Raw genomic sequence first — 14,664 nt, forward strand, 5'->3', positions numbered from 1 at the left:
CGTTCCTGCACCGAGGCGGTGTCGGCGTCGGTACCCGCGCGCAGCCTGGTGAGCAGGATCTGTAGCCGGTCGACCACCTCCGGGTCGGTCGGGCCGCCGTTCAGTACGCCCTCCAGCAGGTCCAGTTCGGCAAGGCCCGGCACGGCCGGTGCGGTCTGCGCGGGTACGAGTTCGGCGGCGAGGTGCCGGGCGACCGCCGACGACGTCGGGTAGTCGAACAGCAGCGTCGCGGGCAGTCGCAGACCGGTCGCCGCGTTGAGCCGGTTGCGCAGTTCCACCGCGGTCAGCGAGTCGAAGCCGAGTTCGAGCAGCCCCCGGTCGCCGTCGACGTCGCCGGGGTCGGCGAAGCCGAGGACCGTGGCGGCGTGCAGCCGGACGAGTTCCAGCAGCGTCCGCCCGCGCTGGGTCTCGGTCTGACCGGCGAGCCGCTGGGTAAGCGTGTCGGCGGCGTCCGGGCCGGTGGCGAGGCCCGCCGTACGCCGCGCCGGCGGGCGGACCAGGCCGCGGAGCATGACGGGGTGGCCGCCGACGGCCATCGCCTCCAGGTCCATCCGCAGCGGCAACACGGCGGGTTCGTCGACGGCGACGGCGACGTCGAACAGCCGGACGCCGTCGGCCGGGGTGAACGCGACGATGCCGCTGCGGGCGATGCGCCGCAGATCCCCCGCGTCGAGGGAGCCGCTCATACCGCCCTCGGTGGCCCACAGTCCCCAGTCGAGCGACGTGGCGGGCAGGCCCCTGGCCCGGCGACGGTGGGCGAGCGCGTCGAGCAGCGCGTTCGCGGCGGCGTAGTTGCCCTGGCCCATGCCGCCGAAGACGCCGGCGATCGAGGAGAACAGCACGAACGCCGCCAGGTCCCGGTCGCGGGTCAGCTCGTCCAGCAGCAGGGCGGCGTCCGCCTTGGGCCGCATCGCCTCGTGCAGCCGCTGCGGCGTCATCGCGTCGACAACCCCGTCCGCCAGCACACCGGCGGCGTGCACCACGGCGGTGAGCGGGTGGGCGGTGGGCACCGCGGCCAGCAGCGCGGTGAGCTGGTCGCGGTCGGAGACGTCGCACGCGACGATGTCCACCCGTACGCCCAGCGCGGTCAGCTCGGCGTGCAGTTCGGCGGCGCCCTCGGCGGCGGGGCCACGGCGACCGGTGAGCAGCAGGTGGCGTACGCCGTGCTCGACGGCCAGGTGCCGGGCGATGTGCCGCCCGATCGCGCCGGTGCCACCGGTGATCAGGACCGTGCCGTCGCCGCCCCATGCCGGCGGGGCCTCCGTACCGGTGCGGGACACCGGGGCGAGCCGGGCCCGGTGTGCCACGCCGTCGCGCAGTGCGAGCTGCGGCTCGCCGGAGCCGACGGCGGCCCGCAGGGCGCTGCGCGAGGCGGGGTCGTCGTCCAGGTCGGCGAGGACGAACCGGTGGGGATTCTCGGTCTGGGCGGTCCGCACGAGTCCCCACACTGCGGCGTGGGCCAGCGCCGGCACGTCGGCGTCGGGGCTCACCGCCACCCCGCCCCGGGTGACCACCAGCAGGGTGGCGGCGCGGAACCGTTCCTCGGCGAGCCAGCCCTGCACCAGCGTCAACGCGTACGCGGCGGCGGCCCGTGCGGTGCCCGCCTCGTCGCGCTCGGGATCTGCCGCGATCGGGATCGGGGCCACCACCACATCGGGCAGGGTCGGTGCGGCGGCCAGCCCGGCCAGGTCCGCAACGGTACGGGTGACGCCCGCGCCGGTCCACGCCGTCGCGTCGTCGCCGAGCAGCACCCAGTCGCCGCCGGGCGGTGCCGGATGAGCGGGCAGGACCGGCCATTCGACCCGGTACAGATCGTCGTGCCGACCCAGTGGGCGGGCGGTACGGACCTGGTCGGCGGAGACCGGCCGCAGCGCCAGCGCGCGAATCTCGACCACCGGGTCACCGGTCGGGTCGGTGGCCAGCACCTCCACCGCGTCCTGGCCGGCGGGACGCAGCCGGATCCGCAGCGCCGGGCTGCCGGAGGCGTGCAGCCGTACCCCGTTCCACGAGAACGGCAGCCAGCTCCGGGTGGATCCGGCCAGGACGCCGTACGTCAGCGCGTGCAGCGAACTGTCCAGCAGCGCGGGGTGCAGTCCGTACCGGGTGGCGTCGGACCGGTGCTGCTGCGGCAGGCTCGCCTCGGCGTACACCTCGTCGCCGAGCCGCCAGGCCGCGCGCAGGCCCTGGAAGGCCGGGCCGTAGGAGAAGCCGCCCTGCTCGAACCGCTCGTAGAGGCCGGTGGTGTCGATCGGCTCGGCGCCCGGTGGCGGCCACTCGGTGAGCCGGTCCGGGGCGGGCGCCGGGGCCGCGGCGGTGAGCCGGCCGCTGGCGTGCCGGGTCCACGGCTGTTCCGGGGGCGCGTGCTCGGGGCGGGAGTGGATGGTCAGGGTACGGCTGCCGTCCGGCTCGGGCGCACCGACCGCTAGCTGGAGCAGGACGGCGCCCGGCGACCCGATCGCCAGTGGGGCCTCCAGCAGCAGTTCCTCCACCTGGTCGCAGCCGGCCTGGTCGGCGGCGCGGATGGCGAGTTCCAGGAACGCGGTCGCGGGGAACAGTGCCGTACCGAGGACGCCGTGCTCGGCCAGCCACGGGTGGGTACGGGTGGACAGCCGGGTCGTGAACAGGTATCCGTCGGAGTCGGCCAGTGCCACCGCCGCGCCGAGCAGCGGGTGCCCGGTCGGCTGCAACCCGGCCGAGGCGACGTCACCCGCTTCGGTGTTCCCCTCCAGCCAGTAGCGGTCCCGCTGGAACGCGTACGTCGGCAGGTCGACGTGGTGGGTGCCGGTGCCGGCGAAGAACTCGTCCCAGGCGACCTCGCCGCCGAGGCTGTGCAGCCGGGCCAGCGCTGTCGGCACCGACCAGCTCTCGGCGCGGTCCCGGTGCAGGAGCGGCACCAGGGCCTCCGGGTCGATGGCCCGGTCGGCGAGACAGTCGCGGCCCATCGCGGTCAGCGTCTGGTCGGGGCCGAGTTCGACGAAGCGGGTGACGCCCTCGTCGGCGAGCACATTCATCCCGTCGTGGAAGCGGACGGCTTCGCGTACGTGCGCGACCCAGTAGTCGGCGGTCCCGATCTCCTCGGCGGTCGCCGGCCGACCGGTCAGGTTGGAGACCACCGGAATCCGGGGCGGCTGGAAGGTGATGGTCGCGGCGACCCGGCGGAAGTCGTCGAGCATCGCGTCCATGTGCGGCGAGTGGAACGCGTGGCTGACCGGGAGCCGTCGCGCCTTGCCGCCCAACGCCTGCCAGCGGGCGGCGGCGTCCCAGATGACGTCCTCGTCGCCGGCGATGATGGTGGCGGCGGGGCCGTTGACCGCCGCGACGGCGGCTCGGTCCCGGTGGCCGTCGATCAGCGCGTGGGCCTGCGCCGCCGAGGCGGTCAACGCGACCATGGCGCCGCCGGCGGGCAGTGCCTGCATGAGCCGTCCACGGGCCGCGACGAGCCGGGTGGCGTCCGCGAGGGTGAACACCCCGGCGACGTGCGCGGCGGCGATCTCCCCGACGGAGTGGCCCAGCAGCAGCGCCGGCCGCACACCCCAGTTCTGCACCAGCCGGGCCAGTGCCACCTCCAGCGCGAACAGCGCGGGCTGGGTGTATTCGGTGGTGTCGAGCAGGGCGGCCTCGGGCGAGCCGGCCGGGGCGAACATCACCTCCCGCAGCGGCCGGTCCAGTACGGCGTCGAACTCGGCGAACACCGCGTCGAGCGCGTCGGCGAACACCGGGTACACGCGGTACAGCTCGGCGCCCATGCCGGGACGTTGGCTGCCCTGCCCGGAGAAGAGGAACGCCGTCTTTCCGGCGGCGGACGTGCCCCGCACGACACCGGCGGCGGTGTCACCGGCGGCCAGTGCTCGCAGGCCCGCGAGCAGGGCGTCCCGGTCACCGGCGACGACGGCCGCGCGGCGCTCGAACGCGCTGCGTCCGATGGCGAGCGCGCGGGCGGTCCGGCCGAGGTCGAGGTCGGGGCGGGCTTCGGCGTACGCCAGCAGCCGTTGGGCCTGGTCGCGCAGTGCCGAGGGACCGCGCCCGGAGATCAGCCACGGTGTGATTCCGGTGCTCTGCGGTGCCGGCACGGGCGCGTCGTCGTCCGGCACGTGTTCCAGCACCGTGTGCGCGTTGGTGCCGCTGACGCCGAAGGACGACACGGCGGCGCGGCGCGGGTGGCCGTTGTCGGGCCAGCGGGTGTTCGCGGTCAGCACGGACACCGCGCCCGACGACCAGTCGACCAGCGGCGTCGGCCGGTCCACGTGCAGCGTGCCGGGCAGCAGGCCGTGCCGCATCGCCTGGACCATCTTGATGACGCCGGCGATGCCGGCGGCGGCCTGGGTGTGGCCGATGTTGGACTTGAGCGATCCGATGAGGAGGGGACGGTCCGCGGGGCGGTTCTGGCCGTACGTGGCCAGCAGCGCCTGTGCCTCGATCGGGTCGCCCAGCCGGGTCCCGGTGCCGTGCGCCTCCACCGCGTCGATCTCGGCGGCCCGGACACCGGCGTTGGCGAGCGCCTGCGCGATGACGCGCTGCTGGGAGGGGCCGTTCGGGGCGGTGAGCCCGTTGCTCGCACCGTCGGAGTTCACCGCCGAGCCGCGTACCAGGGCCAGCACCGGGTGTCCGTTGCGACGCGCGTCGGAGAGGCGTTCGAGGACGACGACGCCCGCGCCCTCGGCCCAGGCGGTGCCGTCGGCCGCGGCGGCGAACGGCTTGCAGCGGCCGTTCTCGGCGAGCCCCCGCTGGCGGCTGAACTCCACGAACGAGGTGGGCGTGGCCATGATCGCGACGCCACCGGCCACGGCGAGGGTGCACTCGCCACTGCGCAGCGCCTGGCCGGCGAGGTGGATTGCGACGAGCGAGGAGGAGCAGGCGGTGTCCACGGTGACGGCCGGGCCCTCCAGCCCGAGGGTGTAGGCGATGCGGCCGGAGGCGACGCTGCCCGCGCTGCCGAGGCCCAGGTAGCCCTCAAGCTCCTCGGGCGGATTCTGCACCCGGGGCCCGTAGTCGTGGTAGCTGGATCCGACGAACACGCCGCAGCGGCTGCCCTTGAGCGAGAGTGGATCGACGCCGGCCCGCTCGAACGCCTCCCAGGTGACCTCCAGCAGCAGCCGCTGCTGGGGGTCGATGGCGAGCGCCTCGCGCGGGGAGATGCCGAAGAAGGTCGGGTCGAACTCGTCGGCGTGGTGCAGGAAGCCACCCTCGCGGGTGTAGGACGTGCCGAGTTGCCCGGGGTCGGCGGAGTACAGCTCGTCGAGGTCCCAGCCACGACTGTCCGGGAACGTGGTGATCGCGTCGGTGCCGTCGACCACGAGCTGCCAGAGGTCCTCGGGCGAGCTGACGTCGCCCGGGAACCGGCAGCTCATCGCGACGATGGCGATCGGGTCGTCGGCGATCGTCGGCACCGCGACCGGCTCGGCGGGAGTGCCGGTGGGCTCGTCGGCGATGCCCAGCAGGCCGGTCAGGTGCCGTACCAGTGCGGTCGCCGTGGGATGGTCGAACGCCAGGGTGACCGACAGCCGCAGCCCGGTGCTGGCGGCCAGCCGGTTGCGCAGGTCGACGGCGGTCAGCGAGTCGAAGCCGAGTTCCTTGAAGACGCGGCCGGGCTCGATCGCGGCCGGGTCGGCGTGGCCGAGCGTCGCGGCGACCTCGGTCCGGACCAGTTTGAGCAGTTCCTCGTCGCGGTCCGCCGGGGACATCCGGACGAGGCGTCCGGCCAGCGAGTCGCCGTCCGGGCCGCCGCCCGGGGCGTCGTCGAGAAACGGTACGGCGTCGGGCAGGTCACGCAGCGCGGTGGCGGCCCGCAGGGTGACCGTCGTACGGGTGAAGCGGGCCCAGTCGAAGCCGGAGACGATGAGCCGGTTCTCGCCGGTGGCCAGGGCCTCCTCCAGGGCGACCAGCGCGAGTTCGGGTGCCATCGGTTGCAGGCCGGCGCGGACGAGTTGGTCGCCGGAGGCGCTGGCCGCGCTCTGGCCCGCCCACAGGCCCCAGCCGATGGAGGTGGCCGGCAGCCCGAGGTCGCGGCGGTGCTCCGCGACCGCGTCGAGGTACGCGTTGGCGGCGGCGTAACTGGCCTGGCCGCTGCCGGGGAACGTGGCGGCGAGCGAGGAGAACAGGACGAACGCGTCGAGGTCGAGGTCGCGGGTCAGCTCGTCGAGGTGCCCCGCCGCTCGGGCCTTGGGGCCCAGCACGACGGCGGCCCGTTCCGGGGTGAGGCTGTCGAGCACTCCGTCGTCCAGGACACCGGCCGCGTGCACCACGGTCCGCAGCGGGCGGTCGGCCGGGATCGCGGCGAGGACGGCGGCGAGCGCGTCCCGGTCGGTGATGTCGCAGGCGACGGCGGTCGCGGTGACGCCGAGGCTGGTCAGCTCGGCGACGAGGGCCTCGGCGCCGGGCGCGGCCGGGCCGGTACGGCTGAGCAGCAGCAGGTGCCGGGCTCCCCGGCCGGCCAGCCGGCGGGCGACGTGGGCGCCGAGGGCGCCGGTGCCGCCGGTGACCAGTGCGGTGCCGGAGGTGTTCCAACCGTCACCGGTGACGGTGCCGGCCGGGGTGGCCCGGGTCAGCCGGCGGGCGAAGACACCCGAGGCGCGGATCGCTACCTGGTCCTCGCCGTCGAGGCCGGCCAGTACGGCCGCGAGGCGCCCGAGTGCCCGGTCGTCGAGACGGGCGGGCAGGTCGACGAGGCCGGCCCAGCGTTGCGGGTACTCGATGCCGGCGACGGTGCCGAGGCCCCAGATCATGGCCTGGTGCGGCGCGCCGATGGCGTCGGCGCGTCCGACCGAGACGGCGCCGGTGGTGGCGGCCCAGAGCGGCGCGGTCACCCCGCTGTCGCCGAGTGCCTGCACAAGCGCGGCGGTCAGCGCCGTTCCGGCCGGCAGCGCCGGCCCGGCGGGGTGGTCACCGGGGGCGAGCGCGAGCAGCGACAGGATCCCGTCGGGCGGGCCGCCGGACAGGTGCCCGCGCAGGGTGTCGGTGATCCCGCCGCGGTCGCCTGCGTCGACGGTCACCGTGACGACGGTGGCGCCGTACCGGGTCAGGGCACGCTCGACGGCCGGGTCCACGGCGACGGTCTCGGGCACGATCAGCCACCAGGTGCCGCCGAGGGCCGGGGGCGCCGGGGCGGCCGGTACGGGTTTCCAGGTCACCCGGTAACGCCAGCCGTCGACGATGGAGCGGTCCCGGCGGTCGCGATGCCACGAGGAGAGCGCCGGGAGCACCGCGCGCAGCGAGGAGCGGGCCCGGTCGTCGGCGAGGCTCAGCGTGTCGGCGACGGTGGCCAGGTCGTTCTCCTCGACGGCGGTCCAGAATCCGGCGTCGGCGGGATCGGATCCGGCGGTGCCGGCGCTCGCGGCGGCCGGCGCCTCAAGCCAGTACCGGGTGTGCTGGAACGGGTACGTGGGCAGTTCGGTACGGCGGGCGCCGGTGCCGGCGTACACGGCGTTCCAGTCGATGGGGACGCCGTGGGCGTGCACCGCGCCGAGGGAGGTGAGGAACCGGCCGAGACCGCCGTCGTCGCCGACCAGGGTGCCGGTGACGCAGCCGGTGCCGCCGGCCGGTTCGAGCGCCTGCCGCAACCACACCGACAGCACCGGGTCGGGGCTGACCTCGACGAAGGTGGTGTGCCCGGTACGCAGCAGCGCCGCGACGGCGGCGGCGAACTCGACCGGTTCGCGCAGGTTCCGGTACCAGTACTCGGCGGCCAGGGCGGTGGTGTCGACGCGGTCACCGGCGACCGTGGAGTAGAACGCGACGTCCGACGGCTGCGGGGTGATCCCGGCGAAGCCGTTCGTCAGTTCGCCGTGCAGGGCCTCGACCTGGGGCGAGTGTCCGGCGAACGTGACGCCGGGCAGGTCCCAGGACATGATGCCGGCGTCGGCGAGGCGTTCGCCCAGCTCCCGCAGTGCCGCGAGGTCGCCGGAGACGGTGACCGAGCCGGGGCCGTTGACCGCGGCGACCGAGATCCGGTCGGCCCAGGGCGCGAGGTGGCCGGTGATCCGGTCCGGTGGGGTCGCGGCGAACAGCATGCCGCCGTTGCCGACGAGCGGGAGCAGGGCTTTGCTCCGCAGGGCGACGATGCGCGCCCCGTCGGCCAGGGACAGGCCACCGGCCACCACCGCGGCGGCGATCTCACCCTGTGAATGACCGACCACCGCGTCCGGCTCCACACCGTACCCACGCCAGACCGAGGCCAGCGACACCATCACCGAGAACAGGACCGGCTGCACCACGTCGACCCGTTCCCACGAATCACCCTCCCGGACCAGATCGAGCAACGACCAGTCCACGAACGGCGCCAGCGCCGCCGCACACTCCCCCATCCGCTCCGCGAACACCGGAGACTCGTCCAGCAACTCCCGAGCCATCCCCACCCACTGCGAACCCTGCCCCGGAAACACGAAGACCGTACGGCCGGACCGGTCCGCGACGCCCTCGGCGAGACGGTCGTCGGCGCGGCCCTCGGCCAGGGCGGTCAGGGCCCGCAGCAGGGTGGTGGAGTCGGCGCCGGTGATCGTGGCGCGGTGCTCGAACGCGGTGCGGTCATGGGCCAGCGAGTGGCCGAGGTCGGCGAGGTGCGCACCGGGGTTTCGGACGAGGAGGTCGGCGAGCCGGGTGGCCTGGTCCCGCAGCGCCCGCTCGGTACGGGCCGACAGCGGCCACAGCACGGGCCGGTCGGCGGCCGGGGCGATCGAGGGCAGGGGTTCGGCGACGGTCTCCGCCTCGGCGGTGGGTGGCTGCTCGATGATGACGTGCGCGTTGGTGCCGCTCATGCCGAACGAGGAGATCCCGGCGCGGCGGGGCCGGGGGCCGGGCAGCCACGGCCGGGGCTCGGTGAGCAGGGCGACGTTGCCGGCGGACCAGTCGACGTCCGGGTTCGGCTCGGCGGCGTGCAGGGTCCGGGGCAGCTGCCCGTGCCGGAGCGCCTGGACCACCTTGATGATGCCGGCGACACCGGAGGCGGCCTGGGTGTGGCCGATGTTCGACTTGATCGAGCCGAGCAGCAGGGGCCGGTCGGCGGGCCGGTCCCGACCGTACGTGGCCAGCAGCGCGTGCGCCTCGATCGGGTCGCCCAGCCGGGTACCGGTGCCGTGCGCCTCGACCACGTCGACCTCGGCCGGGGTGAGGCCGGCGTTGGCGAGCGCACCCCGGATGACGCGCTGCTGGGCCAGCCCGTTCGGCGCGGTGAGGCCGTTGCTGGCACCGTCGGAGTTGATCGCGGAGCCGCGCACGACCGCGAGTACGGGGTGGCCGTGGCGCCGGGCGTCGGACAGGCGCTCGATCAGTACGACACCGGCGCCCTCGGCGATGCCGAAACCGTCCGCCCCGGCGCCGAAGGACTTGCAGCGCCCGTCGACGGCGAGGCCACGCTGACGGCTGAAGCTGGTGAGCGACATGGGGGTGCCCAGCACCGTGACGCCCCCGACCAGCGCCAGCGTGCACTCCCCCGCGCGCAGCGACTGCACGGCCAGATGCAGCGCGACCAGCGACGAGGAGCAGGCGGTGTCCACGGTGACGGCGGGACCTTCGAGGCCCAGGCTGTAGGCGATCCGTCCGGACAGGACGCTGGTCGACACCCCGGCGACGAGGTGGCCCTCGACCTCCTCGGCGACATCGTGGCTGCCGTACCCCTGGTAGGCGGCCCCGGCGAAGACGCTGGTCCGGCTGCCGCGCAGCCCGGCCGGGTCGATGCCGGCCGCCTCCAGCGCCTCCCACGACGTCTCCAGCAGCAGCCGCTGCTGCGGGTCCATGGCCAGGGCCTCGCGCGGGGAGATGCCGAAGAACGCCGCGTCGAACGCGCCGGCGTCCTGGAGGAAGCCGCCGGCGACCGGGTACGTGGTGCCGGGATCGGCGTCGTGGCGGCCGGTGAGGTCCCAACCACGGTCGGCGGGGATCCCGGTGACGGCTTCGCCGCCGTCGACGACCAGGTCCCAGAGCTCGTCCGGGGTGTTGACACCGCCCGGATACCGGCACGCCATGGCGACGATGACGACGGGGTCCGCGTCGGTCGCGACGGCGGTGGGGATCTCCTCGCGATCGTCGGTGGGGGTGCCGAGCAGCAGCTCACCGAGGTGGCGGGCGAGCGCGGTGGCCGACGGGTAGTCGAAGATGACCGTGACGGGCAGCCGCAGCCCGGTGGCGGTGTTGAGGCGGTTGCGCATCTCGACCGCGGTGAGCGAGTCGAAGCCGAGGTCGCGGAACGCACGGTCCGAGTCCACCGTCGCGCCGGGTTCGTAGCCGAGGACGCCCGCCGCGTGCGTGCGGACGAGGTCGGTGAGGAGCCGGCCACGGTCGGCGGCCACGGTCTCGCGCAGCCGGCGCCGCAGCGCACCCCCGGCGCCGTCGTCGTCCGGGGCCGGCTCGTCGTCGGCGGCCAGGATCCGGCGGACCTCGGGCAGGTCGCCGATGAGCCGGCTCGGGCGTACCGACGTGAACACCGGCGCGAACCGGTCCCAGTCGACCTCGGCGACGACGATGACGGTGTCGTCGTTGTCGAGCACCTGTTGCAGGGCGGTGAGCGCCACCGTCGGGGACATGAACGGGACGCCCCGGCCGCGTAGCTGGTCCTCGACCAGGTTCGCGGCCATCCCGCCGCCGTCGGCCGGGTCCCAGATGCCCCAGACGACGGAGGTGGCGGCCAGGCCCCGCGACCGGCGGTTCTCGGCGAGCCCGTCGAGGTAGGCGTTGGCGGCGGCGTACGCGCCGTGCTCGGCGCTGCCCCAGACCGCCGAGATCGACGAGAACAGCACGAAAGCGTCCAGGTCGGCGTCGCCGAACACCGCGTCGAGGTTGTCCGCGCCGCGGACCTTCGCGTCCAGGGTCGGCGCGAAGTCGTCGGGGTCGGTGCCGTCGAGCGGCACCAGCACCCCACTGCCGGCGGCGTGGATCACGGTACGGATGTCGGCGCCGTCGGCGCGCAGCGTGGCGACGAGCGTGGCCAACGCGTCCCGGTCGGCGACGTCGCAGGCGGCGACGGTGACCCGGGTGCCGGCGGCGGTGAGTTCCTCGGCCAGCTCGGCGGCTTCGCCCCGGCGGCTGACCAGCACGAGGTGCTCGGCTCCGCGAGCGGCGGCCCAACGGGCGAGTTGCCCGCCGACTCCCCCGGTGCCACCGGTGATGAGCGTGGTGCCGTTGGGTCGCCAGGTGCGGACCCGGGTCTCGCCGAGCGCCGCGCGGACGAGCCGCCGACCGTAGGCACCGGTGGCCCGTACGGCGATCTGGTCCTCGCCGTCGGGGTTGTGCAGGGCGTGGCGCAGCCGGTCGGCGGTGCGCTCGTCGATGACGGCGGGCAGGTCGACCAGGCCGCCCCAGCGGTCCGGGTGTTCGAGCGCGGCGACCCGGCCGAGGCCCCAGATCAGGCTCTGCGCGGGGCTGGTCAGGACGTCACCGGTGCCGGTGCTGACCGCGCCCCGGGTGGCCCACCACAGTGGCGCGGCGCAGCCGCTGTCGCCGAGCGCCTGCACGAGAACCAGGCTCAGCGCGGTGCCGTCGGTGAGCTGCGGGTGCCGGCGGTGCGGGGTGGCGTCGGTGCCGAGCAGCGACAGGATCCCGTCGACCGGGCCGGCGAGGACGGCGGCGAGGCGGGCGGCGAGCCGGGCGCGGTCGTCGTCGGTCGGGCCGAGTTCCAGCCGTACGACGGTGGCGCCGGCCACGCTGAGGGCCGACTCGCACCCGGCGGTCAGGGTGTCGTCGCCGACGCTGGACGTGACCAGCAGCCACCTGCCGGTCAGGGCCGGGGCCGGCGCGTCGGTGAGGCGTTGCCAGGTGACCCGGTAGCGCCAGGAGTCCGCCGTGGTCCGGTCCTCGTGCTGTCGGCGCCAGGCGGCCAGGGCGGGCAGCACGGCGCTCGCGGTGTCGGCCGGGTCGATGCCGAGCGTGGCGGTGAAGGCGGGTAGGTCGCGGTCGTCGACGGTCTGCCAGAACGCGGCTTCGGCGGCGGGTGGGGCCGGTGCCGTACCGGTGGCCCCGGCGGCGCGTTCGAGCCAGAACCAGCGCCGCTGGAACGCGTACGTGGGCAGCCCGGCGTCGCCGCCGGTGGTGGCGGGGAACAGCGCTGACCAGTCGAGTGCCAGCCCGCGTACGTGGGCCTCGCCGAGCGAGCGCAGAACGGCGCCGAACCCGTCCTGGTCGCGCCGGAGCGTGCCGACGGCGGTGGCGTCGAGCCCGGCGTCGTCGGCGGTCTGGCTGATGCCGATGGTGAGGATCGGATGCGCGCTGGACTCGACGAAGTAGGTGTAGCCCTCCGCCAGCAGGGCGCGGACGGCCTCGGCGAAGCGGACCGGCTGGCGCAGGTTGCGGTACCAGTAGTCGGCGTCCAGGGTGCCGGTGTCCTGCCAGGCCGCCTCCAGGGTGGAGAAGAACGGCACGGTGGAGGGGGTCGGGCTCAGGTCGGCGAGTTCCGTGAGCAGCCGGTCCCGGACCCGGTCGACGTGTGCGGTGTGGGAGGCGTAGTCCACCGGGAGCACGCGGGCGCGGATGCCGTCGGCGACGAGTTCGCCGACGATCTGCTCGATGGCGGCGGCGTCCCCGGCGAGGACGGTCGAGGACGGGGCGTTGACGGCGGCGACGCCGAGCCGGCCGGACCAGGCCCGGAGGCGGTCGGTGAGGTCGGCGGCCGGCAGCGGCACCGAGGCCATGCCGCCGCTGCCGGCCAGGGCGGCGAGGGCCCGGCTGCGCAGGGCGACGATCTTGGCGCCGTCGGCCAGGGACAGGCCACCGGCCACCACCGCCGCCGCGATCTCACCCTGCGAGTGACCGACCACCGCGTCCGGCTCCACGCCGAGCGAGCGCCACACCGAGGCCAGCGACACCATGACGGCGAACAGGGCCGGCTGCACGACGTCGACGCGGTCCCACGGGTCCTTGTTCCGTACCAGATCGGTCAGCGACCAGTCGACGAACGGTGCCAGGGCCGCCTCGCACTCGGCCATCCGCCCGGCGAAGACCGGGGACTGGTCGAGCAGTTCCCGGGCCATCCCGGCCCACTGCGAACCCTGCCCGGGGAACACGAAGACGGTGCGGCCGGGTTGCCCGGCGGTGCCCCGGACGAGGTTGGCGGCCTCCTCGCCGGTGGCCAGCGCCCGCAGGCCGTCGAGCAGCCCGTCCCGGTCCCCGGCGACCACGACGGCCCGGTGCTCGAACGCGGTCCGGCTGGTGGCCAGCGCGCGGGCGACGGCGGCGGGTACCGGGTCGGGTTCGCGGTCGAGGTGGGCGATCAGGTTGCGGGCCTGGGCGGCCAGCGCCTCATCGGTACGCCCGGAGACGACGTACGGCAGGACGGGCGGCAGGTCGGCGGGCTCCTCCGGCTCGGTTGCGGGAGTGGGGGCCTGTTCGAGCACGACGTGGGCGTTGGTGCCGCTGACCCCGAACGCCGACACCCCCGCCCGGCGCAGATCCGTCGAGGTCCACTCGCGGGCCGCCGAGAGCAGCCGTACGGCCCCGGACGACCAGTCCACCTGCGGCGTGGGTTCGTCGACGTGCAGCGTCGGCGGCATCACCCCGGCCCGCAACGCCAACACCATCTTGATCACACCACCCACCCCGGCGGCGGCGGACGTGTGACCAACGTTCGACTTGAAGGAGCCCAGCCAGAGCGGCCGATCCGCCGGGCGGTCCTGCCCGTACGTCGCCAGCAACGCCTGCGCCTCGATCGGATCACCCAACCGCGTCCCCGTACCGTGCCCCTCGACCACGTCCACCTCGACCGCAGTCAGCCGCGCGTCCGCCAACGCCGCTCGGATCACCCGCTGCTGCGCCGGCCCGTTCGGCGCCGTCAGACCGTTCGACGCGCCGTCCTGGTTGACCGCCGTACCACGGACGATCGCCAGCACCGGGTGCCCGTTCGCCACCGCGTCCGACAGCCGCTCCAGCAGCAGCATGCCGACGCCGTCGGACCAGATGGTGCCGTCGGCCGCGCCCGCGTACGCCTTGCAGCGGCCGTCCGGGGCGAGCGCGCCCTGCCGGCTGAACGCCACGTACGGGTCCGGGTCGGCGACGACGGTGGCACCGCCGGTGATCGCCATCGAGCACTCACCCGCGCGCAGCGAACGCACGGCCAGGTGCAGGGCGACCAGCGACGACGAGCACGCCGTGTCGACGGTGAGCGCGGGACCGGTCAGCCCGAGCAGGTAGGAGAGCCGGCCCGACATGACGCTGCTGGCCATCCCGGTGTGCAGCAGCCCCTCGACCTCGGGGACGTGGGCGGTGCCGAAGCCGTAGCCGCTCATCATGGCGCCGACGAAGACGCCGGTGTCGGTGTTGCGCAGGGTCGCGGGCACGATGCCGGCCCGTTCCAGTGCCTCCCACGCGGTTTCCAGGATCAGCCGCTGCTGCGGGTCCATGGCCAGGGCCTCGCGCGGCGAGATGCCGAAGAAGCCCGGATCGAACTCGCCGGCGTCGGGCAGGAAGCCGCCGTTGCGGGTGTAGGACGTACCCGGGTTGTCGGGGTCGGGGTGGTAGAGCCCGGCGGTGTCCCAGCCGCGCCGGTCCGGCCACTCGGTGATGGCGTCGGTGCCGCTGGTGACCAGGTCCCAGAGCTGCTCCGGGGAGTTGGCACCGCCCGGAAACCGGCAGCTCATCGCGACGATCGCGATCGGCTCGTGCCGCGCGTCCCGCTCCTCGCGGAGCTGGCGGCGGGCCTGGCCGAGGTCGGCGGTCGCGCGGCGCAGGTATTCGAGGAGCTTCTCT

The 14,664-nt window shown here is 74.9% G+C and carries 1 pseudogene; it reads right to left on the reverse strand.

Annotated features, from left to right (window positions below):
• Positions 1–170: 170 nt before the first annotated feature.
• A pseudogene (locus OG792_RS20075) lies at positions 171–14,663 on the reverse strand (type I polyketide synthase); the annotation flags it as partial.
• Position 14,664 lies beyond the last annotated feature (1 nt).

Source organism: Micromonospora sp. NBC_01699 (assembly GCF_036250065.1).
In the GTDB taxonomy this organism is placed as follows: domain Bacteria; phylum Actinomycetota; class Actinomycetes; order Mycobacteriales; family Micromonosporaceae; genus Micromonospora_G.